Genomic DNA, 24,402 nt, shown 5'->3' with positions numbered 1-24,402 from the left:
CCGTGAGCGACGTCGCCCCGCTGGGCATCGCCGGCCGCCTGGCGCGCGCCTTCCAGGCCAACGCGATCACGCCGCTGCTGGCGCTGGTGGCGCTGCTGCTGGGCCTGTTCGCGGTGCTGGTGACGCCGCGCGAGGAGGAGCCGCAGATCAACGTCACGATGGCCAACGTGCTGATCCCGTTCCCGGGCGCCTCGTCGGCCGACGTGCAGAACATGGTCGCGCGCCCGGCCGAACAGGTGCTGGGCCAGATCGCCGGCATCGAGCACACGTACTCGGTCTCGCGCCCCGGGATGGCGGTGCTGACGGTGCAGTTCGAGGTCGGCGTGCCCCGCACCGAGGCCCTGGTGCGGCTGTACGACGTGCTCGACGCCAACCAGGACTGGCTGCCCGCCGGCCTGGGCACGCTGCCCCCGATCGTCAAGCCCAAGGGCATCGACGACGTGCCGGTGCTGGCGCTGACGCTGTGGAGCCGCGACGACCGCGCCGCCGCTGACCTGGAGCGTGTCGCGCACGCGTTGGAGGCCGAACTCAAGCGTGTGCCCGGCGCACGCGAGGTGCAGACGATCGGCGGCCCGGGCCGCGCGGTCCAGGTGACGCTGCAGCCGGCACGGCTGCGCGAGCGCGGCGTCGACATCCTGCGCCTGAAGCGCACGCTGGCCGCGGCCAACCAGGGCATGCCGGCCGGCAGCGTGATCGACGAGCACGGCGGCGCGCTGACGGTCGAGACCGGCGAGTTCCTGCGCTCGGCCGCCGAGGTCGGGGAACTGGTCGTCGGCACGCACGCCGGGCGCCCGGTCTATCTGCGCGAGGTGGCCGAGGTCGTCGACGGCGCGGCCCAGCCCTCGCGCTACGTCTGGTTCACGCCCGGTGGTGCCGATGCCTCCGGCGGCCACCCGGCGGTGACGCTGACGCTGACGAAGAAACCCGGCACCAACGCCGTCGACGTCGCGCGCGCCGCGCGCGAACGTGTCGACGCCTTGCGCAACGGCCTGCTGCCCGACGGCATCGAGGCGACGGTGACACGCGACTACGGCGCCACCGCCGCCGAGAAGGCGAACAAGCTGATCAGCAAGCTCGTCTTCGCCACCGGCTCGGTGATCCTGCTCGTCGGCCTGGCGCTGGGCCGGCGCGAGGCGGTGATCGTCGGCGCCGCCGTCGTGCTGACGCTGGCGGCGACGCTGTTCGCCAGCTGGGCCTGGGGCTTCACGCTGAACCGCGTGTCGCTGTTCGCGCTGATCTTCTCGATCGGCATCCTCGTCGACGACGCCATCGTCGTCGTCGAGAACATCCACCGCCACCAGCGGCTGGAGCCCGGCCGGCCGCTCGCCGCGATCATCCCCGCCGCGGTCGACGAGGTCGGCGGGCCGACGATCCTGGCGACGATGACCGTCATCGCGGCGCTGCTGCCGATGGCTTTCGTCAGCGGGCTGATGGGCCCGTACATGAGCCCGATCCCGATCAACTCCAGCCTGGGCATGGCGATCTCGCTGGCCATCGCCTTCACGGTGACGCCGTGGCTGGCGCTGAAGCTGATGAAGCCGCACGGCGCCGCGGCGCACGGCGGCCGCGCCGAGGCGCTGGCCGGGCGGCTGCAGGGCTTCTTCGCGCGGCTGTTGCAGCCGCTGCTGGACAGCGCGCGCAAGCGCTGGCTGCTGCTCGCCGGCATCGTCGCCGCGCTCGTGCTCTCGGTCGGCCTGGCCGCCGTGCAGTGGGTGGTGCTGAAGATGCTGCCCTTCGACAACAAGAGCGAGTTCGCGCTCGTCGTCGACATGCCGGCCGGCACGCCGCTGGAAGACACCGCGGCGACGCTGCACGAGCTCGGCGCCTACCTCGCCGCCCAGCCCGAGGTGCGCGACCTGCAGGGTTACGCCGGCACCGCCAGCCCGATCACCTTCAACGGCCTGGTGCGCCAGTACTACCAACGTGCCGACGCCGAGCAGGGCGAGCTGCAGGTCAATCTGGTCGACAAGTCCGAGCGCCACGAGCAGAGCCACGCGATCGCCCAGCGCCTGCGCCCGGAGCTGCAAAAGATCGCCGCGCGCCGCGGCGCCAAGCTGAAACTCGTCGAGGTGCCGCCCGGCCCGCCGGTGATGAGCCCGATCGTCGCCGAGGTCTACGGCCCCGACGAGGCCGGCCGCCAGCAGCTCGCCGCGCGGCTGGAGCAGGCCTTCCACGCGACGCCCGACGTCACGTCGATCGACAGCTCGTTGCACGCCGACGCGCCGCGCGCCTTCCTCCGTGTGAACCGCCAGCGCGCCGAGACGCTGGGCATCGCGGTGGCCGACATCGCCGCCACGGTGCAGGGCGCGCTGTCGGGCGCCGACGCCGCCTGGCTGCACGACGGCCAGTCCAAGTACCCGGTGCCGGTGCGGCTGCAGCTGCCGCGCGAGGCCCAGGTCGGCCTGGATGCGCTGCTGGCGTTGCCGCTGCGCAGCGCCTCGGGTGCGCTGGTGCCGCTGTCAGAACTGGTGCGTGTCGAACGCGGCGTCGTCGACAAGCCGCTCTACACCAAGGACCTGCAGGGCGTCAGCTACGTCTACGGTGACGTCGGCGCCGGTGGCGCGACACCCGACTCGCCGCTGTACGGCCTGTTCGGCATCCGCTCGCGGCTGGCCGACGCGGCGCTGCCGAACGCCGGCCCGCTGGGCGAGTACTGGATCCGCCAGCCCGCCAACCCCTACGCCGAGTACGCGCTGAAGTGGGACGGCGAGTGGCAGATCACCTACGAGACCTTCCGCGACATGGGCGCGGCCTACGGCGTCGGGCTGATCCTGATCTACCTGCTGGTCGTCGCCCAGTTCCGCAGCTACCTCGCGCCGCTGGTGATCATGGCGCCGATCCCGCTGACGATCATCGGCGTGATGCCCGGCCACGCGCTGCTGGGCATGCAGTTCACCGCCACCTCGATGATCGGGATGATCGCGCTGGCCGGGATCATCGTGCGCAACTCGATCCTGCTCGTCGACTTCATCGAGCTGCAGGCCGCACGCGGCGTGCCGTTCAAGCAGGCGGTGGTCGACGCCGCCGCGGTGCGCGCTCAGCCGATCGCGCTGACCGGCCTGGCGGCGATGACCGGCGCGCTCTTCATCCTCGACGACCCGATCTTCAACGGCCTCGCGATCTCGCTGCTGTTCGGCATCGCCGTGTCCACGCTGCTGACGCTGGTCGTGATCCCGGTCCTGTACTACGCGCTGTTCCGCCGGCGCCACGAGACCCCACCCGCAACCGAAGGAGCCTGACGATGACCGTCGACCGCCTGATCCGCGTCTTCGCGGGCAGCTTCATCCTGATCTCGCTGGCGCTGGGCGCGCCGGCCAGCCCGCTGTTCGTCAGCGAATGGTGGCTGGCCTTCACCGCCTTCGTCGGCCTGAACCTGTTCCAGTTCGGCTTCACCGACGTCTGCCCGCTGGGCATCGTGCTGAAGAAGCTGGGCGTCCCCGTCACCAAACGTGCTTGAGGTAGGACAATGGGGGTACACGATCCATCCGCCCCGTCCCCGGAGCCCTGCCCCATGAGCTCGCTCGTCGACACCACCAGCCGCACCGACATCCTGAACCGCCTCAAGCGTGCCGAGGGTCAGTTGCGGGGCATCCAGCGCATGGTCGAGGAAGGTGAACCCTGCCTCGAGATCGCCGGCCAGATGTCGGCCGTGCGCAAGGCGCTGGACAGCACCTACGTGCGCATGACGGTGTGCTTCATGCAGCAGGAACTGCAGCAGCGCCTGTCGCTGGCCGAGTCGCGCGAGGACGAACTCGCCGCGGTGCTGGCCGACGTGCAGAACCTGCTGTCCAAGGTGCGCTGAGCCCGCGGGCGAAGCCACGCGCGGGCGCCTGTCGGCCCGCTCTCGAACCGAAGAACCTCCGGCCCTGCCGCGTGCGGGGCCGGCCGGCGTCGCGCCTGCCGCGCGCGCCGGTTTGCCCATGGCCCCACGCATGTCCCGTCCCGACGCGCTGAAGTTCCTCCACCCCGGCTGGTTCACCACCGTGATGGGCCTGTGCGGCCTGTCGCTCGCCTGGCACCGCGCAGTGCCGCTGATGGGCGAGATGGCCGGCGCGATCGCGCTGGCTGTGGGCGCGCTGGCCGGGCTCGTCTTCCTGGCGCTGGCCGGGGCCTTCGTGCTGCGCCTGTCGCGCCACCCGGACGCCTGGCGCGAGGACCGGCGCCACCCGGTGCGCTACCCCTTCGTCGCCGCGATGCCGGTGGCCGTGATCCTGCTGGCGACGGTGGCCACCGCGCTGCTCGGCCCGGCGCGCTGGATCGAGGCCGTCTGGTGGCTGGGCTGCCTGGGGCAGCTGGTCGTCACCGCCTGGGTGCTGCAGCACTGGTGGCACGACGCCCAGTCCGGCGGCCTGCAGTGGCCCGGCGTCACGCCGGCGATGCTGATCCCGGTGGTCGGCAACGTGCTGGCGCCGCTGGCCGGCGTGCCGCTGGGGCGGGTCGAATGGTCGGCGGCGCAGTTCGGCGTCGGCCTGGTGTTCTGGCCGGTGGTCATCGGCCTGCTGGCCACGCGTGTGGCGCTGCGCGGGCCCTGGCCCGAGCGGCTGCGGCCCACGGCCTTCATCCTCGTGGCGCCGCCGGCGGTCGTCGGGCTGTCGGCGCTGCAGTTCGGCGCCTCGCCGCTGCTGGGCTGGATGTGCTGGGGCGCGGCGGCGTTCGCCGTCGTCTGGGCCGGCACGCAGGCGCGGCGCATCGCGGCGCTGCCGTTCGCGCTGCCGCACTGGGGGCTGTCGTTCCCGCTGGCGGCGTTCGCGGCGCTGACACTGCGCCTGGCCGAGCCCGGCAGTGCGCTGGCCGCGTTCGCCCCGGTGGCGCTGGCGCTGGCCTCGCTGGTCATCGCCTGGCTGGCGCTGGCGACGTTGCGTGGCCTGCGCGACGGCTCGCTGCTGGCGCCCGAGCCGGTGGCGACGATCCAGCCGGTGGCGGGCTGATCCGGCGCGCCTTCAGCGCGCCAGCGGCGTGACCGGTGCCGTTCCCGGCAGGTCGGCGAGGTGGGCGTCGTCGCCCCAGTTCTCGATCTCCAGCGCACCGTCGCGCCAGCGCAGGCGGTTCAGGCCGGTGTTCGGGATCGGGCAGGCGCGTGCGCCGTCCAGCGGCTCGGCGCGTGCATGGCGCCACAGCATGTCGAGCACGCCGCCGTGCGTGACGACGGCGACACGTTCGCCAACGTGCACCCTCGCCAGGCGGGCGACGGCGTCGAGCACGCGGGCGCTGAAGTCGCGCACGCTCTCGCCGCCGGGCAGCGCGAAGTCGGCGCGGCGTTCGGTCCAGCGCGCCCAGAGCTCGGCGTGCTCCAGCCGGATCGTCGGCACGTCCAGGCCTTCGAGGATGCCGAAGCCCTGCTCGCGCAGCCCGGGCTCAGGGCGCGTGCCCAGCTTCCAGGTGCGCGCCAGCGGCTCGGCGGTCTGCATCGCCCGCGTCAGGTCGCTGGCGTAGAGCGCGGCCACCACTTCCGGCGCCAGGCGCTCGGCGAGGCGTTCGGCCTGCAGCCGGCCGGTGGAGTTGAGCGGCACGTCGATGCGGCCCTGGAAACGCTGCTGGCGGTTCCAGTCGGTCTCGCCGTGGCGGATGAAGAGGAATTCGGTCATCGGCGGCGAGTATGCCGCCGGCTCAGAGCAGTTCGATGAGGCGTTGGGCGGCGCGTTCGGGGCTCTGCTCGTGCAGCAGATGGCCGCCGGGCCAGGTCTGCACCTCGGCCTGCGGCAGGTGGCGCTGCAGCACGCGGCGCAGCGGGCGCTCGCGGATCCAGCCGTCCTCGCGGCCGAGCACGAAGGCCGTCGGGCAGGGCAGCGCGGCGCAGCCGGGCAGCAGCGACGGCAGGTCGGCGGCGGCCATGAAGCTCATCGCGCCGCGCACGTGGGTCGGCTGCGCGAACAGCGTGCGGTAGAGGCGGCGTTCGGCCTCGGGCAGCTTGCTGCCGGTGGAGTCGAGCAGCCAGTCGAGCATGCCGGTGGGGCCCACGGCCCAGGCCAGCATCGAGGTCACCGGCGCCGAGGTCGCGAACGGGTGCACCAGCGGCGCCATCCACTGCATGTAATAGGCCGGCGGCGGCACCAGCGACGGCGCGAAGCCCAGCACCGCCTTCGGTGGCCGCGGCGCGTCCAGCGCCCAGCGCAGCGCCAGCGCGGCGCCGGCCGAGTGCCCGGCCACCAGCGCCGGGCGCGGCAGCTCCAGCGCCTGCAGCAGCGAGGCGATGGCCTCGCGCAGCCGTGGCAGCGTCAGCGCGTCGAAACGGGCGCCGGTCGTGAAGCCGTGGCCCGGCAGGTCGGGCGCGACGACGGTGCCGTGCGCCACCAGGTGCGGCAGCATGCCGGCGAACGAGTGCGAGGAGCCGCCGGAGCCGTGCAGCAGCAGGATCACCGGGCCGCGGCCGGCGACCTGCACGTGCCAGTCGACCTCGCCGGTGCGCACCGAGCGGCTGAACTCGCGCAGCGGCCAGTCGGGGGGCGGCAGGCTCATCGGGGGCACCCGCGCACGGTAGGCGGGCCGAAGACGGGGCGGGGCATGGCGGCCGAGCATAGCCGCCCGCCGCACCCGGCCGCTTCACGCCGCGCAAGCCGGCTGCCGAGGCCCCGGGGTGGCCGCAAACCGCATAAGGATCGGCGATTTCATTCGTTCTTCGGCGTCTTGCTCGTTCCTAGCATGCATCGCATCCCCGACCGAACGGATACCGCATGAACACCACCCGCTTCCCCTGGCGCGCCACGCTGGCCGCCGCCACGCTGGCCATCGCCACCGCCGGCGCCTGGGCCAAGGACGTGACGCTGCTGAACGTCTCCTACGACCCGACGCGCGAGCTCTACCAGGACTTCAACAAGGCGTTCGCCGCGCACTGGAAGGCCAGGACCGGCGACAACGTGACGATCAAGCAGTCGCACGGCGGCTCGGGCAAGCAGGCGCGGTCGGTCATCGACGGCCTGGACGCCGACGTCGTCACGCTGGCGCTGGCCTACGACATCGACGAGATCGCCGCCAAGGCCGGGCTGCTGGCGCCGGACTGGCAGAAGCGCCTGAAGCACAACAGCGCGCCGTACACCTCGACGATCGTGTTCCTGGTGCGCAAGGGCAACCCGAAGGGCATCAAGGACTGGGACGACCTGGCCAAGCCCGGCATCGGCGTCATCACGCCCAACCCCAAGACCTCCGGCGGCGCGCGCTGGAACTACCTCGCCGCCTGGGGCTACGCGCTGAAGAAGTACGGCTCCGAGGCCAAGGCGCAGGAGTTCGTCGGCAAGGTCCTCGCCAACGTGCCGGTGCTCGACAGCGGCGCGCGCGGCTCGACCACCACCTTCGTCGAACGCGGTGTCGGCGACGTGCTGCTGGCCTGGGAGAACGAGGCGCTGCTGGCGCTGAAGGAGCTGGGCCCGGACAAGTTCGACATCGTCGCGCCCTCGCTGTCCATCCTGGCCGAGCCGCCGGTGGCCGTGGTCGACAAGGTCGTCGACCGCAAGGGCACACGCGCCGTCGCCCAGGCCTATCTCGAGTACCTGTACTCGCCCGAGGGCCAGGACCTCGCCGGCCAGAACTACTACCGGCCCACCGACCCGAAGGTCGCGGCCAAGTACGCGGGCCAGTTCCCCAAGGTCACGCTGTTCACGATCGACCAGGTCTTCGGCGGCTGGGCCAAGGCGCAGAAGACCCACTTCGGCGACGGCGGCACCTTCGACCAGGTCTACGTGCGCCGCTGACCGCCGCCGGCCGCCGCCGGCGTGCGCAGGCACAGACGGCGGCCGCATAACGATCCTCGAAACGCTTCGTAGGCCGCGCACGGCCGCTGCCTACGATGCGTCGGCCTTTGCATTCCCCTCGCCAGCATGAGCAAACCGATGAAGCGCGGCCGAACGGCACGGCGCGTGGAGGCCTGATGCCGTTCTCCCGCGCGCTGCTGCGCCGCCACACCGTCCTGCCCGGCTTCGATCTCGCGTTCGGCTTCGCGCTGTTCTACGTCTGCCTGATCGTGCTGATCCCGCTGTCGGCGGCCTTCCTGAAGACCGCGACGCTGAGCTGGGACGCCTTCGTCGCGGCGACGATGTCGCCGCGTGTCGTCGCCTCGTACCGGCTGACCTTCGGCGCCTCGCTGGCGGCGGCGCTGGTCAACGCCGTGTTCGGCATGCTGGTGGCCTGGGTGCTGGTGCGCTACCGCTTCCCGGGGCGGCGTTTCGTCGACGCGCTGGTGGACCTGCCGTTCGCGCTGCCGACCGCGGTCGCCGGCATCGCGCTGACGGCGATCTACGCCGGCAACGGGCTCATCGGCCAGTGGCTGCCGTTCAAGGTGGCGTTCACGCCGGTGGGCGTGTTCGTGGCGCTCGTGTTCATCGGCCTGCCCTTCGTCGTGCGCACCGTGCAGCCGGTGCTGGAGGACGTGAACCGCGAGTTCGAGGAAGCCGCCGCGACGCTGGGCGCGACACGCTGGCAGACGGCGACCCGGGTCGTGCTGCCGATCGTCATGCCGGCGCTGCTGACCGGCTTCGCGCTGGCCTTCGCGCGTGCGCTGGGCGAGTACGGCTCGGTGATCTTCATCGCCGGCAACATGCCGATGGTCAGCGAGATCACGCCGCTGATCATCATCACCAAGCTCGAGCAGTACGACTACGCCGGCGCCACCGCGGTGGCGGTGGTGATGCTGACCGTGTCCTTCGCGCTGCTGCTCGTCATCAACGCGCTGCAGGCCTGGGCGCGCAAGCGGCAGGGGGGGGTATGAGACCTCAGGACTTGTCCGGGGCTCATTCCCGCCAGGCGGGACCGGCCGCAGGCCGAAGGGTGCCCCAATGAGACCTCAGGACTTGTCCGGGGCTCATTCCCGCCTGGCGGGACCGGCCGCAGGCCGTAGGGTGCCCCAATGAACACGACGACGACCCGGCTGCGTGGCGGCTGGCGCGCCGTCGTGCGGCGCAAGACGGAGCCCTGGCCGGTGGCCGCCCCGGCCGTCGAGCGCCGCCTGGGGCCTACCGAGGAGCCGGCCTGGGTGCGCCGGCTGCTGATCGGCACCGCGCTGGTGTTCCTGACGCTGTTCCTGTTCGTGCCGCTGGCCACCGTCTTCCACGAGGCGCTGAAGAAGGGCTGGGACGTCTACCTGGCGGCGATCGTCGAGCCCGACGCGCTCGCGGCGATCAAGTTGACGCTGGTGGCCGCGGCGATCAGCGTGCCGCTGAACCTTGTCTTCGGCATCGCCGCGGCCTGGTGCATCGCCAAGTTCGACTTCCGCGGCAAGAGCCTGCTGCTGACGCTGATCGACCTGCCGTTCTCGGTGAGCCCGGTGATCGCCGGCCTGATCTACGTGCTCGTCTTCGGCATGCAAGGCTGGTTTGGCGGCTGGCTGCGCGAGCACGACCTGAAGGTCATCTTCGCCGTGCCGGGCATCGTGCTGGCCACCGTCTTCGTGACCTTCCCGTTCATCGCGCGCGAGCTGATCCCGCTGATGCAGGCCCAGGGCGTCGAGCAGGAGGAGGCGGCGCGTGTGCTGGGGGCCGGCGGCTGGCAGATCTTCCGCCGCGTGACGCTGCCCAACGTGAAGTGGGCGCTGCTCTACGGCGTGATCCTCTGCAACGCGCGGGCGATGGGCGAGTTCGGCGCGGTGAGCGTCGTCAGCGGCCACATCCGCGGCGAGACGAACACGATGCCGCTGCACATCGAGATCCTCTACAACGAATACCAGTTCGCCGCCGCCTTCGCGGTCGCGTCGCTGCTCGCGGCGCTGGCGCTGGTCACGCTGGTGCTGAAGTACGCCGTCGAGCAGCGCGTGAAGGCGACGATGAAGGGAGCTGCCGGTGAGCATTGAAGTCCGCAACCTGAAGAAGCGTTTCGGCAGCACGGTCGTCTGCGACGACCTCAACCTCGACATCCCGTCCGGCGAGCTGGTCGCGCTGCTGGGCCCCTCGGGCTCGGGCAAGACGACGCTGCTGCGCATCATCGCCGGGCTCGAGGTGCCGGACGCCGGCAGCGTGCACTTCCACGGCGAGGACGCGACGAACACCGACGTGCGCGAGCGCAACGTCGGCTTCGTCTTCCAGCACTACGCGCTGTTCGGTCACATGACGATCTTCGAGAACGTCGCCTTCGGCCTGCGCGTGCGGCCCAAGCACCGGCGCCCGGACGACGCGACGATCCGGCGCAAGGTGACCGAGCTGCTGGAACTCGTGCAGCTGGGCCCGCTGCTCGACCGCTACCCGCACCAGCTCTCCGGCGGCCAGCGCCAGCGGGTGGCGCTGGCGCGGGCGCTGGCCGTCGAGCCGAAGGTGCTGCTGCTCGACGAGCCTTTCGGCGCGCTCGACGCCAAGGTGCGCAAGGAGCTGCGCCGCTGGCTGCGCCGGCTGCACGACGAGGTGCACGTGACCAGCGTCTTCGTCACCCACGACCAGGAGGAGGCGATGGAAGTCGCCGACCGCGTCGTCGTGATGAACGCCGGCCGCATCGAGCAGGAAGGCGCGCCCGACCAGGTCTACGACCACCCGGCGACGCCGTTCGTGCTGCAGTTCCTCGGCGACGTGAACCTGTTCCGCGGCCGCTTCGGCGTGCCCGACGGCGAGACCGGCTACGTGCGCCCGCACGAGCTGGACATCCTGGCCGACGCCGCGCCCGACGCGCTGCCGGCGACGCTGGCGCACACGCTGACGGTGGGTGCGCACACGCGGCTGGAGTTCCGCCGTGGCGACGACGGCGGCTTCGTCGACGTCGAGATGCTGCGCGCCGACTACGTCGCGCTGCGCGAGCGCCTGGGGCTGGCCGTCGGCGGCCACTACCACCTGCGGCCGCGGCGCGTGACGCGCTTCGTGGCGGGGAGCGTTTAGGCGCAGCGGCTCAGCCTGCGGCGCCGGCGAGCGCCGCACCCAGCGGCGAACCGAGCACCGCCAGCGCCGCCACGTTGAGCATCACCGTCGCCCAGAACACGCGGCGGAAGGCCGGCTTGCTCGACTTGTGACGCAGCCACTGCTGCGCCAGCAGCGCGCCCGGCCAGCCGCCGAGCAGCGCCAGCGTGTGCAGCGTGCTCTCCGGCGTGCGCCAGGCGCCGCGCTCGGCGGCCGACTTGTCCTGCGCGTAGGCCAGGAAGGCGACGACGCTGGCGCCGAGGTACAGCCCGCCGACCCACAGCGGCAGCCGCCAGAGCACCGACAGGCCCAGGTACAGCAGCAGGAAGGCGGGGATCACGAACAGCGTGGCCGTGCCCCAGGCGGCCGGCCCCGGCCGCGCGGCGCGTGCCGCTGTTCTGCGTGGCACGAGCGGCTGGATCCTGGTCGCCCGCTTGCCCTTGGGCCCCTGCTCGATCTCGAACGACACCCGCTGGTCGACGCGTGGCCGCGGCGCGTCCCGGGGCCATTCCGAGATGTGCATGAAGATCGGTTCGCCGCCCTGGGTGGACTCGATGGTCCCGAAGCCGCGGTCGTCGTTCCAGCGGGTGAGCTTGCCGTCGAAACGGATGAGGGAAGAAGCCATGGCCGAGATCTAGCTGAAGCTAGCAAAGTCTAGCCTCTTGGTCATAGACTAGGTTAGAAATCAATAGAGGCCGTTCGCAAGGAGTCATCATGGACCCGGTCCGCAACCCGTTTGCGCCTGGCGCTGGAAGCCGTCCCCCCGAGTTGGCGGGACGGGAGGGCATTCTTCAAGACGCCCGGACCGCCATCCAGAGAGCGCTGCTCGGGAAGTCGAGCCGGTCGCAAATGCTGCTCGGCCTCCGAGGGGTGGGCAAGACGGTCCTGCTCAACAAGATCGAGGAGATGGCCGAGTCTGCCGGCCACATCACCTCGGCGATCGAGGCGCCGGAGGGCAAGGCGCTGAGCGAGCTTCTCGTCCCGAAGATCAACCAAGCCGTCCGAAAGCTCTCCGCTGCCGAGAATGCCAAGGCCAAGGCGCATCAGGCACTGCGGGCTCTGCGCTCATTTTCTGCGGCGTTCAAGCTCACCTATGGCGAGATCTCGATATCGGTCGACCCGGAAGTCGGTGTTGCCGACAGCGGCGATCTGGAGGCGGACCTGCCGGAGCTGTTCGTGCGGGTTGGCGAGACCGCGAGGGCCGCAGGCAAGGCGTGGACTCTGCTGATCGACGAGGTGCAATACCTTCGTTCCTCGGACCTGGCGGCGCTGATCGTCGCCCTGCACAAGGCCAATCAGCGCGAATTGCCGGTGCTGTTCTTTGGTGCGGGGTTGCCGCAAGTCGCGGCACTGTCCGGGGACGCAAAGTCCTACGCCGAGCGCCTGTTTCACTATCCCGCGGTGGGTGCCCTCGGGAACGAGGATGCTGAAAGTGCGATCCGGCAGCCGATCGAAGACGAGGGCGAGCGCATCGAGAACGAAGCGCTGCACGAGATCGTGGCGAAAACCAAAGGCTACCCGTACTTTCTGCAGGAATGGGGATACCAATGCTGGAACATCGCCGAGAGATCGCCCATCACGCTGGCTGACGCCGTGCGGGCGGCAGGTGCGGCGACGAAGCGCCTCGACGACGGATTCTTCAAGGTGCGCTTCGACCGCTTGACGCCGAAGGAACGGGAATACGTGATTGCGATGGCCAAACTCGGGTCAGGGCCTTATCGATCGTCCGATGTCGCGGCCGCATTGAAGGAGACGCACCAAAGTCTCGGCCCGCGCCGGTCACAGATCATCAGCAAGGGAATGATCTACAGCCCATCGCATGGCGATATCGCATTCACGGTGCCGATGTTCGAGGAATACCTGGTTCGCAACTACGTCAAGAACGCTGCCGGCGATTGATCGCTGCCGCGCCGGTGGCCCGCACCGGGCGCATCGCCGTCACGACGCTCACGGCTCCACCACCACCCCCGCCGGCGCCGCCAGCGCCCGGTCGACGAGCGCCCGGTCCAGCGGTGCCGCGAAAGTGCGGATGAAGTCGTAGACGTAGTCGCGCAGGTAGGCGCCACGGCGCAGGCCGACGTGCGTCATGTTGGTGGCGAACAGGTGGCGCGCGTCGATCGCGCGCAGCCCCGGGTCGCGCTGCTCGTCCCAGGCCATCGCGGCGATGATGCCCACGCCCATGCCCAGCTCGACGTAGGTCTTGATGACGTCGGCGTCCATTGCCGACAGCACCAGGTCCAGCACCAGTCCCTTCTGGCTGAAGGCCTCGTCGATCTGGCTGCGGCCGGTGTAGCCGGGTTCGTAGGTGATCAGCGGGAACTCCGCCAGCCGCTCCAGCGTCAGCGGCACGCCGCGTTCGGCCTCCTGCGCGAGCACGTGCCCCGCCGGCACGACGACCGAGTGCGTCCAGCGGTAGCAGGGCAGCGCGACCAGGTCCGGGCAGGTGGCGATCAGCGCGGTGGCCACACCCAGGTCGGCCTCGCCTTCGAGCAGCAGCTCGGCCACCTGCTGCGGCGAGCCCTGGTGCAGGCGCAGCTGCACGTCGGGGTGGGTGGCGCGGAAGTCGCGCACCGCCGTCGGCAGCGCGTAGCGCGCCTGCGAGTGCGTCGCGGCGATGACCAGCGTGCCCTTGCCCTGCCCCGCGTAGTCGTCGCCGGCGCGCTTGAGGTTGTCGGCCTCCTGCAGCAGGCGCTCGACGATCGGCAGAATGGTCGCACCCGGCGCCGTCAGCCCGGTCAGCCGCTTGCCGGCGCGCACGAAGATGTCGACGCCGAGCTCGGTCTCCAGCTCGCGGATCTGGCGGCTCACGCCGGGCTGCGAGGTGTGCAGCACCTGCGCCACCTCGGTGAGGTTGAAGCCCCGGCGCACCGTCTCGCGCACCGACCGCAGCTGCTGGAAGTTCACGCCGGCCTCCTGGAAGGAACGCGGCGATTATTCGCGCCGCCGGCGCGCCACGCGCCCCTTCAGCTGCGGGCGGCCGAGCCGTGGTCGAACACCGCCACCGCCTCCGACAGCGCCACCGCCTGCTGGCGCAGGCTGGCGGCGGCGGCGGCCGTCTCCTCGACGAGCGCGGCGTTCTGCTGTGTCGAGCGGTCGAGCTCGTTGACGGCCACGTTGACCTGGCCGATGCCTTCGCTCTGCTCGCGTGCGGCGGCGCTGATCTCGGCCAGCAGGTCGCCGACGCGGTGCACCTGCTGCACCAGGCGCTCCATCGCCGCGCCGGTGTCGCCGGCCTGGCGGTTGCCGGCCTCCACGCGTTCCTGCGACTCGGTGATCAGGCGCTTGATCTCGCGTGCCGCGTCAGCCGAGCGTTTGGCCAGCGCGCGCACCTCGCCGGCCACGACGGCGAAGCCGCGGCCCTGTTCGCCGGCGCGTGCGGCCTCCACCGCGGCGTTCAGCGCCAGCAGGTTGGTCTGGAAGGCGATGCCGTCGATGACGCCGACGATCTCGCCGATGCGCGCCGAGCTGCCGCTGATCTCGGTCATCGTGGCCACCATCTGGCCGACGGCCTGGCCGCCGTGCGCGGCCGCGGCGGTGGCCTCCTCGGCCAGGTCGTGCGCGGAGGCGGCGCTGTCGGCCGTCTGGCGCACGTTGCCGGTCATCTGCTGCATCGACGCCGCGGCCTGCTGCAGGCTGGCGGCGGTCTGCTCGGTGCGCTGCGACAGGTCGAGGTTGCCGGCGGCGATCTCGCGGCTGGCGTTGCCCAGGCCGTCGACCTGCTGCGCGACGTCGTCGACCAGCGAGCGCAGGTTCAGGCCGGCCTGGTTCACCGAGCGCAGCAGCATGCCGACGTCGTCGGCGCGGTCCAGCAGCTGCGTGCTGCCGGGCTGGCCGGTGGCGACCTTCAGCGCCTGCTCGGCGGCGACACGGATCGGCTGCGTGACCTGCTGGCGCAGCCACAGCCCGCCGGCCAGGCCGCCGACGCCCGCGGCGGCAGCCACGGCGGCGAGCACCTCGGCCGGAGCGCCGGCCACCGCCGCGGCAGCCACCGCCGGCAGCGCCGCCACCATCACGCCCAGCCGCACGCGCCAGGCCAGCGACATGCGCTGGCGCAGCGACAGCAGCCTGCCGACGCCGGTTCGCACCAGCAGGCCGGCCTCGATCGCCAGGCCCTTGGCGCGGCCTTCGCGGATCTCCTGGTACAGCGCCTCCGCGCCCTGGATCTCCTCGGGCGTCGGCCGCGTGCGCACCGACAGGTGGCCGACGATGCGGCCGTCGCGCACGATCGGCGCGACGTTGGCGCGCACCCAGTAGTGGTCGCCGTTCTTGCGCCGGTTCTTGACGATGCCGGTCCAGGCCTGGCCGGACTTCAGCGTCGCCCACATGTCGGCGAAGGCCGCCGGCGGCACGTCGGGGTGGCGCACGATGTTGTGCGCCTTGCCGACGAGCTCCTCCCGGCTGTAGCCCGAGATCGCCACGAACGCCGCGTTGGCGTAGGTGATCTTGCCGCGCGGATCGGTCATCGACATCAACGTCGTGCCGTCCGGGAACGGGTGCTCGCGCTGGGTCACGGGCAGGTTCTGGCGCATGTTGGCTTATTCTGGTCTAGGCGTTGACGGAGGCCTTGTGCCGCCTGCGTTGGGCGAACACTGTCCAGGACATCCCGGGCTATCGACGCGCCTGTCGCCAGCTTGAGCTTGTGCGTCCGGGGATTTGTCCTAGCGCAAAACGGGGTCCGCGCCGTTCCACAGGCTGGGATGGCTGTACACGCCGTCCAGCGGCAGGCGCCGCCCGGCGAGGTGGTCCTCGATGCACTGCAGCGCCAGCGGGCTGCGCAGCCGCGCGGCCTGGGCGCGGATCTCGTCGGCCGTCAGCCACAGCGTGCGCACGATGCCGCTGTCCAGCGCCCGGCCCGGCAGCGGCTCGCCGACGCGCCCGGCGTAGGCGATGCGCAGATAGGTGCGGTCGTCACCGGGCCGCGGCGTGAACCGCGACAGGTACAGCCCGAGGAGCGCCTCGGGCGTGAAGGCGCGTGCGGTCTCCTCGAGCGTCTCGCGCACCACCGCCTCGAGCGGCGACTCGCCGCACTCGAGGTGCCCGGCCGGGTTGTTCAGGCGCAGGCCGTCGGGCGTCTGCTCCTCGACGAGCAGATAGCGTCCGTCGTGCTCGACGACGGCGGCCACGGTGACGAAGGGGGTCCAGCGGGTGCTCGGCATCGGCGGATCGTAGCGGCGACTTGTGGTAGCTTCCGACGCCCCCGGGCGCCGGCACCAGACGCCCGCGGCGGCCAATTCACCAACGTAGGTTAGGAGATCCCCATGCTGATCGGGGTGCCGCTGGAGACGGCGCAGGGCGAGACGCGTGTCGCCGTCACGCCAGAGACGGCGAAGAAACTGAAGGCGCAAGGCCACACCGTGAAGGTGCAGAGCGGCGCGGGCGTGGCGGCGAGCGCGCCGGACGAGGCCTACGCGGCCGTCGGCGCGGAGATCTGCGACCGTGCGACGGCGTTCGGCTGCGAGCTGGTGCTCAAGGTGCGCAGCCCGGATGCGCAGGAGCTCGCGCTGATGAAGCCGGGCACGACGCTGGTCGGCATGCTGAACCCGTTCGACAAGCCTGGGCTGCAGGCCCTGGCCTCGGCCGGCCTGACCGCCTTCGCGCTCGAGGCCGCGCCGCGCACGACGCGGGCGCAGAGCATGGACGTGCTGTCCAGCCAGGCCAACATCGGCGGCTACAAGGCCGTGATGATGGCCGCCGACAAGTACCAGCGCCTGTTCCCGATGCTGATGACCGCCGCCGGCACGATCAAGGCCGCGCGTGTCGTCATCCTCGGCGTCGGCGTCGCCGGGCTGCAGGCCATCGCCACGGCCAAGCGCCTGGGCGCGGTCATCGAGGCCTCCGACGTGCGTCCGAGCGTCAAGGAGCAGGTCGAGTCGCTGGGCGCCAAGTTCATCGAGGTGCCCTACGAGACGCCCGAGGAGAAGGAAGTCGCCGAAGGTGTCGGCGGCTACGCCCGCCCGATGCCGCAGAGCTGGCTGGACCGCCAGAAGGTCGAGGTCGCCAAGCGCGTCGCGCAGGCCGACATCGTCATCTCGACGGCGCTGATCCCGGGCCGCGCGGCGCCGGTGCTCGTCACCGAGGACATGGTCAGGAGCATGAAGCCGGGCTCGGTGATCGTCGACATGGCCGCCGGCCGTGGCGCCGACGGCGTCGGCGGCAACTGCCCGCTGACCGAGGCCGGCAAGACGGTGAACAAGCACGGCGTGACGATCATCGGCGAGACCAACCTGCCGGCGCTCGTCGCGGCGGACAGCTCCAGCCTGTACGCGCGCAACGTGCTCGATTTCCTGAAGCTCGTCATCACCAAGGAAGGCACGCTGCACGTGCCGGCCGACGACGACATCGTGCTCGCCTGCCTGATGGCGCAGGGCGGCGAACTGAAGAAGAACTGAAGGAGGCGGCGATGGAAATCGTGAGCCCGACCGTCACGAACCTGATCATCTTCGCGCTGGCGATCTACGTCGGCTACCACGTGGTGTGGAACGTGACGCCCGCGCTGCACACGCCGCTGATGGCGGTGACGAACGCGATCTCGGCGATCGTCATCGTCGGCGCGATGCTGGCGGCAGCGCTGACCGAGACCGACCTGGGCAAGACCATGGGCGTGCTGGCCGTCGCGCTGTGCGCGGTCAACGTCTTCGGCGGCTTCCTGGTCACGCGGCGGATGCTGGAGATGTTCAAGAAGAAGGACCGCAAGCCGGCGGCGGAGGCCAAGAAGTGAGCCTGAATCTCGTCACGCTGCTCTACCTCGTCGCCAGCATCTGCTTCATCCAGGCGCTGAAGGGCCTGTCGCACCCGACGACCTCGATCCGCGGCAACGTCTTCGGCATGGTCGGCATGACCATCGCCGTGCTGACCACCGCGGCGCTCATCGTCAAGCTCGCCGGTTCGCCGCTGGGCCTGGGCTGGGTGCTGCTGGGCCTCGTGATCGGCGGCGGCGCCGGCACGCTGATGGCCAACCGCGTCGAGATGACGAAGATGCCCGAGCTGGTGGCCTTCATGCACAGCATGATCGGCCTGGCCGCGGTGTTCATCGCCGTCGCGGTGGTCGCCGAGCCCTGGGCCTTCGGCATCATCAACCGCGGCGAGCCGATCCCGGTCGGCAACCGCATCGAGCTGTTCCTGGGTGCGGCCATCGGCGCGATCACCTTCAGCGGCTCGGTCATCGCCTTCGGCAAGCTCAGCGGCAAGTACAAGTTCCGCCTGTTCCAGGGCGCGCCGGTGACCTTCAGCGGCCAGCACATGCTGAACCTGGTGCTGGGGCTGTCGACGGTCGGCCTGGGCCTGGCCTTCGCGGCCACCGAGAGCTGGCCGGCGTTCTTCGCGATGCTGGCGCTGGCCTTCGTGCTGGGCGTGCTGATCATCATCCCGATCGGCGGCGCCGACATGCCGGTCGTGGTGTCGATGCTCAACAGCTACTCGGGCTGGGCGGCGGCGGGCATCGGCTTCAGCCTGAACAACAGCATGCTGATCATCGCCGGCTCGCTGGTGGGCAGCTCGGGGGCGATCCTCAGCTACATCATGTGCAAGGCGATGAACCGCTCGTTCTTCAACGTCATCCTGGGCGGCTTCGGCGGCGAAGGCTCGACGGCGGCGGCGGGCGGCCAGGCACAGCGCAGCGTCAAGAGCGGCAGCGCCGACGACGCGGCCTTCATCCTCGGCAATGCCGAGACGGTGATCATCGTCCCGGGCTACGGCCTGGCGGTGGCGCGCGCCCAGCACGCGGTGAAGGAGCTGGCGGCCAAGCTCACCGAGAAGGGCGTGACGGTGAAGTACGCCATCCACCCGGTGGCGGGCCGCATGCCGGGGCACATGAACGTGCTGCTGGCCGAGGCCGAGGTGCCGTACGACCAGGTCTTCGAGATGGAAGACATCAACGCCGAGTTCGGCCAGGCCGACGTGGCGATCATCCTCGGCGCCAACGACGTCGTGAACCCGGCGGCGCACGTCAAGGGCAGCCCGATCTACGGCATGCCGATCCTCGAGGCCTACAAGGCCAAGACCGTCATCGTGAACAAGCGTTCGATGGCCAGCGGCTACGCCGGCCTGGACAACGAGCTGTTCTACATGGACAAGACCATGATGGTCTTCGGCGACGCGAAGAAGGTCGTCGAGGAGATGGTCAAGGCCGTCGAGTGACGGCCCTGCGCGCCGGCCCCGCCCCGAGGCCGGCGCGTGCAGCACCTCCCGGGGCAGGCGTGCCTGCTCGGAATCCCGGATGACGCGGACGTAAGGCAGCCGACAGAATCCCGCGTTCCACGGAGAAAAGGTGCATGGAGAAGATCTGGCTGAAGCAGTACCCGGCGGGCGTGCCCGCCGAAGTGAGCGCCGAGCTGTACCCGTCGCTGGTCGCGTTGCTCGAGGAAAGCTTCGGCAAGTATCGCGAGCTGCCCGCGTACAAGTTCATGGGTCGCACCGTGAGCTTCGGCGAGGTCGACGAGCTCTCGCGCGCCTTTGCCGCCTACCTGCAGTCGCTGGGGCTGGCACGCGGTGACCGCGTCGCGATCATGATGCCCAACGTGCCGCAGTACCCGGTGGCCGTCGCGGCCATCCTGCGGGCCGGCTACGTCATCGTCAACGTCAACCCGCTGTACACGCCGCGTGAACTGGAGCACCAGCTCAAGGACTCCGGCGCCAAGGCCATCGTCATCCTCGAGACCTTCGCCGCCACGCTGCAGAAGGTCTACGAGGCGGTGCCGACGAAGAAGGTGATCGTCGCCGCGATGGGCGACATGCTCGGCCTGATCAAGGGCGCGATCGTCAACCACGTCGTGCGCAAGGTGAAGAAGATGGTGCCGGCCTGGGACATCCCGGGCGCGGTGCGTTTCCCCGACGCGCTGGCGCGCGGCCGCAACAAGCCGCTGGCGACGGGCAAGATCGGCCCCGACGACATCGCCGTGCTGCAGTACACCGGCGGCACCACCGGCGTCAGCAAGGGCGCGATCCTGCTGCACCGCAACCTGGTGGCCAACGTGCTGCAGTCCGAGGCCTGGTACCAGCCGGCGCTGAAGAGGATCCCGGCCGGCGAGCAGGTCGTCACCGTCTGCGCGCTGCCGCTCTATCACATCTTCGGCTTCACGGCGAACATGATGCTGTCGATGCGCACCGGCGGCTGCAACATCCTGATCCCCAACGCACGCGACTTCCCGTCGACGCTGAAGGAGCTGTCCAAGCACCGTTTCCACAGCTTCCCGGCGGTCAACACGCTGTTCAACGCGCTGGCCAACCACCCGGACTTCGACAAGGTCGACTGGAGCCACCTGAAGATCAGCATCGGCGGCGGCATGGCGGTGCAGCACGCGACCGCCAAGCTCTGGCTGGAGAAGACCGGCTGCCCGATCTGCGAAGGCTACGGCCTGTCGGAGACCAGCCCGTCGGCGACCTGCAACCCGGTCGACACCGACGCCTACAGCGGCGCCATCGGCCTGCCGCTGCCGTCCACCGAGGTCTGCCTGCTCGACGACGACGGCCACGAGGTGCCGCCCGGTGTCGCCGGCGAGATCGCGATCAAGGGCCCGCAGGTCATGGCCGGCTACTGGCAGCGCCCCGACGAGACCGCCAAGGTGATGACCGCCGACGGTTTCTTCCGCACCGGTGACGTCGGCCTGGTCGACGAACGCGGCTACTTCCGCATCGTCGACCGCAAGAAGGACATGATCCTGGTCTCGGGCTTCAACGTGTACCCGAACGAGGTCGAGGACGTCATCACGCAGATGCCCGGCGTGCTCGAGTGCGCCGCCGTCGGCGTGCCCGACGCCAAGGCCGGCGAGGCCGTGAAGGTGGTCATCGTCAAGAAGGACCCGGCGGTCACCGAGGCCGACGTGCGGGCCTATTGCGAGGCCAACCTCACCGGCTACAAGCGGCCGAAGGTGGTCGAGTTCCGCACCGACCTGCCCAAGACCCCGGTCGGCAAGATCCTGCGGCGCGAACTGCGCGGCTGACGCCATGGGCGCCGACCGCCGCACGGGCGCCTGCGCCCGCCGGGGCCGCGCATGAGCGTGCGCCTGCAGCGCACCGACGCCGGGCGCGAGGCCATCCGCTCCCGCGACGGCCAGCTCTCTCGCGCCGCGCGCAACCTGCTGCTGATCGTCGACCCCTCGCGGCCGGCCGAGCAGTGGCTGGCCGCCGTCGCCGGCGCCGAACCGGCCGACCTGGAGCGCCTGATCGCGCTCGGCTACGTCGCCGAGAGCAGCCCGCCGCCGCGTCTGGCGGCCGCTGCGGCGGCCGTCTCGCGGGCGCGGGGCGCGGCGCAGGCCGCGCTGGCCGGCGCCGAGCCGCGGGTGCTGTACGACCTGCTGACCTCCGAGGCCCGCTCGCGGCTGGGCCTCGTCAAGGGCTACCGCATGGTGCTCGACGTCGAGCGCAGCCAGGGCCTGGACGAGCTTCGCCAGCTCGCGCTGCGTTTCGTCGACGAGCTCGAGGCCGCCGACGGCGAGGCTGCGGCGCTGGCCTTCTGCCGCCGCCTCGGCGGCGCGCCCTGAGCAACGGGGCGGCGCGCCGGGGGCGGCTTGCGGCACACTGCGCGCCGCGATGAGCACCCGTCTTTATCTCGACATTCCCCTGGCCGCCGGCAGCACGCTGGCGCTGCCGCCCGGCGCCGCGCGCCACGTCCAGGTGCGCCGGCTGCAGCCCGGCCACGCCTTGGTCCTGTTCGACGGCGGCGGCGCCGAATGGCCGGCCGAGGTCGTCGCGATGGGGCGCAGCGAGGTCACGGTGCGTGTCGGCGAGCCGCAAGCCGTCGAGCGCGAGCTGCCGTTCGCGGCGACGCTGGCCGTCGGCATGCCGGCCAACGACCGCATGGACGCGCTGGTCGAGAAGGCCACCGAGCTCGGCGTCGCGGCGATCCAGCCGCTGGTCTGCGAACGGTCGGTGCTGCGCCTGGACGGCGAACGTGCCGAGCGCAAGCAGGCGCACTGGCAGGCGGTGGCCGTCGCCGCCTGCGAGCAGTGCGGGCGCACGCGCGTGCCGCGCATCCAGCCGGTGCGGCCGTTGGCGGCCTGGCTGGGCGCGCTGCCCGCGGAGCAGGATCTCGGCACCCGGCTGCTGCTGAGCCCGCGCCCCGGCGCGCGCCCGCTGGCCGAGCGGCTGCCGGCCGGTGCCGGCTTCTGCACGCTCAGCGGCCCCGAAGGCGGCCTGTCGCCGGCCGAGGAGGCCGCGGCCGTTGCCGCCGGCTTCGCCGCCGTCGGCCTGGGCCCGCGCGTGCTGCGCGCCGACACCGCGCCGCTGGCGGTGCTGGGCTGGGCCGGGCTGCGGGTCTGACCCGCTGCGCGGCAGCCGGCGCCGCCGCCAGAATGGCCGCCGATGCGGCACGACGAGTACCTGCGCCACGACGCCACCGCGCTGGCCGATCTGGTGCGCCGCGGCGAGGTCTCGCCGCAGGAGCTGCTGGACCTGGCCCGCGCCCAGGCCGAACGGGTGCAGCCACGTCTCAACGCCGTCACACGCTGGCTGCCGGCGCTGGCCGAGGCCCAGCTGGCGCACGGCGCCGCCGGTCCGCTGGGCGGTGTGCCGTTCGTCGTCAAGGACAGCGTCGCCGATGTCGCCGGCGTGCCGACGAGCTACGGCAGCCGCGCCGGCGAACGCCTCGTGCCGCCGGTGCACGCCGCGGTGCTGCGCCGGCTGCTCGACGCCGGCGCGACGGTCTTCGCCAAGACCAACCTGCCGGAGTTCGGCCTCAAGGGCGTCAGCGACTCGCGCGCCTTCGGCCCCGTGCGCAACCCCTGGGACCCGGCGCGCCACGCCGGTGGCTCCAGCGGCGGCTCGGCGGCGGCGGTCGCCGCGGGTGTGGTGCCGATGGCGGGCGGCAACGACGGCGGCGGCTCGCTGCGCATCCCGGCGGCGTTCTGCGGGCTGTTCGCGCTGAAGCCGTCGCGCGGGCGCATCTCCAACGGCCCGGGTCTGGGCGAGGTCTGGTTCGGCGCCTGTTCGGAAGGCGTGATCTCGCGCAGCGTGCGTGACAGCGCGCTGGCGCTGGACATCCTCTGCGGCCCCGAGCCCGGCGACCCGTTCACCGGCGCCGCGCCGGCCGAGCCCTTCGTCGCCGCGCTGCGCCGGCCGCCGGCGCGGCTGCGTGTGGCGTTCTCGACGGCCTCGCCGCTGGGCACCGCGGTCGACGCCGAGGCCGCGGCGGCGGTGCAGGCCGCGGCGCGCCGGCTCGAAGCCCTGGGCCACCACGTCGAGGAAGCCGCGCCGCCCGTCGACGGCCATGCGGTCGCGGCCTGTTATCTGCAGCTCTACGCGGCCCAGGTGCCGGCGGTGATGGCCCAGGCGCGTGCGCTGGGTGCGCGCGACACCGAGTTCGAGCCGCTGACGCGGGTGATGGCCGCCTACGGCCAGCGCCTGGGCGGCGCGGCGCTGACCGCCGGCCTGGCGCGCTGGAACGGGTTCGCGCGCACGCTGGGGGCCTTCTTCACCGCCCACGACGTCTGGCTGACGCCGACGACCGCACGGCCGGCGCTGCCGCTCGGCGCGCTGGAGCCGTCGCCGGCCGAGGCCCGGTTGACCGACCTGCTGCTGGCCAGCGGGCTGCTCGCGCCGCTGGCGCGCTGGGGCGCGCTCGACACGCGTGTGCAGCGCCTGTTCGTGCAGAACCTGGCGCCGTACCCGTTCACGCAGCTCGCCAACCTGGCCGGCGTGCCGGCGATGAGCCTGCCGCTGCACCGCACGCCCGAGGGTCTGCCGCTGGGCGTGCAGGCCATGGGCCGCCAGGGCGACGAGGCGACGCTGCTGCAGCTGGCGGCCGAGCTCGAGGCCGATGCGCCTTGGTTCGACCGCCTGCCGCCGATCGCCAGCGGTTCAGCCGCCCAGTGAGAACGGCAGCAGCGACCGTTCGGTGCCGAAAGCCAGCCGGTCGAACAGGCCGTAGACCGCGACGCCGCCATCCCAGGCGCTGGAGATGACGACCCGGGTGATGACCGCGCTGCCGGCCGACACCATCAGCACCTGCCAGCTGCCCCAGGCCGGGTCGCCGGGGTTCAGCGGGTAGCGCGTGCGCTCGAGCAGCCGGTTGCCGGCGTCGTAGGCCTCGATGAAGGGTCGCGCCGTCGGGTTGCCGAAGTACTCGGGCGGCAGCACCGGCTGGGCGTCGATCGACACCCATTGCTGCGGCTTGTCGAAACGCGCCTCGATGCCGCCCTGGCGGGCGTCGAACAGGCTCAGCTGCGGCGGCGCGACCACCGACACGCCGTTGGGTGCGCTCTCGATGCCCCAGGCCGAGCGTGCGTAGCTGCTCCAGCGCCGCGGCGGGCTGGTGCTGATCGACGCGAAGTGCACGCCCTTGGCGGCGTACTGCTCGTCGATGACGGTGCCGTCGGGCACGTCGTCGAAGGTGATGATCGTCGGGCGGGCGAACGGCAGCGGCGGGCGCGGCCGGAACAGGTCGGTGCGGTTGGGTGCGGGCACGGAGCCCAGCAGGTCCAAACGGGTGGCCATGATCGATCTCCTGGTGCGGACAACGGTCGCCCGGCGGCCGGACGACTGCGCCGCGGGGCCCGTCGAGGCCATGCTCGGCCGCACCGCGGCCCGCCGCTTGCGCTGTGTCAGCGAAGCCCGGGGCACCCCCCAGCCCGCAGTCGGTGCGCCGGCGCGCGGCGAGTTGTTGCCG

Annotated in this window: 23 protein-coding genes; 16 read left to right on the top strand and 7 right to left on the bottom strand. The window is 71.6% G+C overall.

The window, feature by feature from the left end; all coding sequences use genetic code 11:
• Positions 1-2: 2 nt before the first annotated feature.
• The 4 genes from LOC65_RS07725 to LOC65_RS07710 all read left to right on the top strand — a co-directional run bounded on the left by LOC65_RS07725 (position 3) and on the right by LOC65_RS07710 (position 4,928).
• Positions 3-3,239 carry an efflux RND transporter permease subunit gene (locus tag LOC65_RS07725; protein WP_230247117.1) on the top strand — a complete coding sequence of 1,079 codons (3,237 nt, stop codon included), beginning with the start codon at positions 3-5 and terminating at the stop codon, positions 3,237-3,239.
• A 2-nt stretch (positions 3,240-3,241) separates the two neighbouring features.
• Complete coding sequence (locus tag LOC65_RS07720; protein WP_009857887.1) at positions 3,242-3,457, top strand: DUF2892 domain-containing protein; 216 nt, start codon at positions 3,242-3,244, stop codon at positions 3,455-3,457.
• 54 nt (positions 3,458-3,511) lie between these two features.
• Entirely contained in the window at positions 3,512-3,802 is a 291-nt protein-coding gene (locus LOC65_RS07715; protein ID WP_009857886.1) for a metal-sensing transcriptional repressor, read from the top strand.
• A gap of 130 nt (positions 3,803-3,932) precedes the next feature.
• Positions 3,933-4,928, top strand: coding sequence for an SLAC1 anion channel family protein (locus LOC65_RS07710; RefSeq protein ID WP_230247116.1), 996 nt, complete (start codon positions 3,933-3,935; stop codon positions 4,926-4,928).
• A gap of 12 nt (positions 4,929-4,940) precedes the next feature.
• Here the strand turns inward: LOC65_RS07710 and LOC65_RS07705 are convergent, their stop codons facing one another.
• Together LOC65_RS07705 and bchO are read right to left on the bottom strand one after the other, a co-directional pair.
• Entirely contained in the window at positions 4,941-5,585 is a 645-nt protein-coding gene (locus LOC65_RS07705; RefSeq protein WP_164963531.1) for a histidine phosphatase family protein, read from the bottom strand.
• Between the two features lie 22 nt (positions 5,586-5,607).
• Complete coding sequence (gene bchO / locus LOC65_RS07700; protein WP_009857883.1) at positions 5,608-6,456, bottom strand: alpha/beta fold hydrolase BchO; 849 nt, start codon at positions 6,454-6,456, stop codon at positions 5,608-5,610.
• Between the two features lie 215 nt (positions 6,457-6,671).
• Here bchO and LOC65_RS07695 point away from each other — a divergent pair, with 215 nt between their 5' ends.
• The 4 genes from LOC65_RS07695 to LOC65_RS07680 all read left to right on the top strand — a co-directional run bounded on the left by LOC65_RS07695 (position 6,672) and on the right by LOC65_RS07680 (position 10,784).
• Positions 6,672-7,685 carry a sulfate ABC transporter substrate-binding protein gene (locus tag LOC65_RS07695; RefSeq protein ID WP_230247115.1) on the top strand — a complete coding sequence of 338 codons (1,014 nt, stop codon included), beginning with the start codon at positions 6,672-6,674 and terminating at the stop codon, positions 7,683-7,685.
• A gap of 176 nt (positions 7,686-7,861) precedes the next feature.
• Positions 7,862-8,698 (top strand): sulfate ABC transporter permease subunit CysT, encoded by an 837-nt coding sequence (gene cysT / locus LOC65_RS07690; RefSeq protein WP_009857881.1) that lies wholly within the window; start codon positions 7,862-7,864, stop codon positions 8,696-8,698.
• Positions 8,699-8,836: 138 nt separating this feature from the next.
• Positions 8,837-9,775, top strand: a complete 939-nt coding sequence (gene cysW, locus LOC65_RS07685) for a sulfate ABC transporter permease subunit CysW (RefSeq protein ID WP_230247114.1) — start codon at positions 8,837-8,839, stop codon at positions 9,773-9,775.
• Positions 9,765-10,784 (top strand): sulfate/molybdate ABC transporter ATP-binding protein, encoded by a 1,020-nt coding sequence (locus LOC65_RS07680; protein WP_230247113.1) that lies wholly within the window; start codon positions 9,765-9,767, stop codon positions 10,782-10,784. The genes cysW and LOC65_RS07680 overlap by 11 nt, the downstream gene beginning before the upstream one ends.
• 10 nt (positions 10,785-10,794) lie before the next feature.
• Here the strand turns inward: LOC65_RS07680 and LOC65_RS07675 are convergent, their stop codons facing one another.
• Entirely contained in the window at positions 10,795-11,427 is a 633-nt protein-coding gene (locus LOC65_RS07675) for a cold shock and DUF1294 domain-containing protein (protein WP_230247112.1), read from the bottom strand.
• Positions 11,428-11,516: 89 nt separating this feature from the next.
• On the opposite strand from LOC65_RS07675, the gene LOC65_RS07670 reads away from it, so the two are divergent.
• Complete coding sequence (locus LOC65_RS07670) at positions 11,517-12,701, top strand: ATP-binding protein (RefSeq protein ID WP_009857877.1); 1,185 nt, start codon at positions 11,517-11,519, stop codon at positions 12,699-12,701.
• A gap of 48 nt (positions 12,702-12,749) precedes the next feature.
• Here the strand turns inward: LOC65_RS07670 and LOC65_RS07665 are convergent, their stop codons facing one another.
• From LOC65_RS07665 to LOC65_RS07655, 3 genes are all read right to left on the bottom strand, one after another.
• On the bottom strand, positions 12,750-13,706 hold the full coding sequence (locus LOC65_RS07665) for a CysB family HTH-type transcriptional regulator (RefSeq protein ID WP_230247111.1): 957 nt from the start codon (positions 13,704-13,706) through the stop codon (positions 12,750-12,752).
• A 59-nt stretch (positions 13,707-13,765) separates the two neighbouring features.
• Positions 13,766-15,331 (bottom strand): PAS domain-containing methyl-accepting chemotaxis protein, encoded by a 1,566-nt coding sequence (locus LOC65_RS07660; protein ID WP_009857875.1) that lies wholly within the window; start codon positions 15,329-15,331, stop codon positions 13,766-13,768.
• A 129-nt stretch (positions 15,332-15,460) separates the two neighbouring features.
• Positions 15,461-15,958: an NUDIX hydrolase gene (locus tag LOC65_RS07655; RefSeq protein WP_009857874.1), complete on the bottom strand. Its 498-nt coding sequence runs from the start codon at positions 15,956-15,958 to the stop codon at positions 15,461-15,463.
• A 102-nt stretch (positions 15,959-16,060) separates the two neighbouring features.
• Here LOC65_RS07655 and LOC65_RS07650 point away from each other — a divergent pair, with 102 nt between their 5' ends.
• The 7 genes from LOC65_RS07650 to LOC65_RS07620 all read left to right on the top strand — a co-directional run bounded on the left by LOC65_RS07650 (position 16,061) and on the right by LOC65_RS07620 (position 23,609).
• Positions 16,061-17,191, top strand: coding sequence for a Re/Si-specific NAD(P)(+) transhydrogenase subunit alpha (locus tag LOC65_RS07650; protein WP_230247110.1), 1,131 nt, complete (start codon positions 16,061-16,063; stop codon positions 17,189-17,191).
• Between the two features lie 11 nt (positions 17,192-17,202).
• Positions 17,203-17,520 (top strand): NAD(P) transhydrogenase subunit alpha, encoded by a 318-nt coding sequence (locus tag LOC65_RS07645; RefSeq protein WP_009857872.1) that lies wholly within the window; start codon positions 17,203-17,205, stop codon positions 17,518-17,520.
• On the top strand, positions 17,517-18,938 hold the full coding sequence (locus tag LOC65_RS07640; protein WP_009857871.1) for an NAD(P)(+) transhydrogenase (Re/Si-specific) subunit beta: 1,422 nt from the start codon (positions 17,517-17,519) through the stop codon (positions 18,936-18,938). Before LOC65_RS07645 ends, LOC65_RS07640 begins: the two co-directional genes overlap by 4 nt.
• A gap of 134 nt (positions 18,939-19,072) precedes the next feature.
• Positions 19,073-20,740 (top strand): long-chain-fatty-acid--CoA ligase, encoded by a 1,668-nt coding sequence (locus LOC65_RS07635; RefSeq protein ID WP_230247109.1) that lies wholly within the window; start codon positions 19,073-19,075, stop codon positions 20,738-20,740.
• Positions 20,741-20,791: 51 nt separating this feature from the next.
• On the top strand, positions 20,792-21,280 hold the full coding sequence (locus LOC65_RS07630) for a hypothetical protein (RefSeq protein ID WP_164963523.1): 489 nt from the start codon (positions 20,792-20,794) through the stop codon (positions 21,278-21,280).
• Positions 21,281-21,329: 49 nt separating this feature from the next.
• Entirely contained in the window at positions 21,330-22,058 is a 729-nt protein-coding gene (locus LOC65_RS07625) for a 16S rRNA (uracil(1498)-N(3))-methyltransferase (RefSeq protein WP_009857868.1), read from the top strand.
• Positions 22,059-22,100: 42 nt separating this feature from the next.
• Entirely contained in the window at positions 22,101-23,609 is a 1,509-nt protein-coding gene (locus LOC65_RS07620) for an amidase (protein WP_230247108.1), read from the top strand.
• Here LOC65_RS07620 and LOC65_RS07615 read toward each other — a convergent pair.
• The gene (locus LOC65_RS07615) at positions 23,595-24,230 is read right to left on the bottom strand and encodes a hypothetical protein (RefSeq protein ID WP_009857866.1); all 636 of its coding nucleotides are present in this window, start codon (positions 24,228-24,230) and stop codon (positions 23,595-23,597) included. The genes LOC65_RS07620 and LOC65_RS07615 overlap by 15 nt on opposite strands.
• Between the last annotated feature and the right edge of the window lie 172 nt (positions 24,231-24,402).

The sequence above is a fragment of the Rubrivivax sp. JA1055 genome (genome assembly GCF_020966565.1).
Taxonomy (GTDB): Bacteria; Pseudomonadota; Gammaproteobacteria; order Burkholderiales; family Burkholderiaceae_C; genus Rubrivivax; species Rubrivivax benzoatilyticus.
The sequence above is the reverse complement of the archived record's forward strand: the minus strand, read 5'-3'. Positions and strand labels throughout refer to the sequence as shown.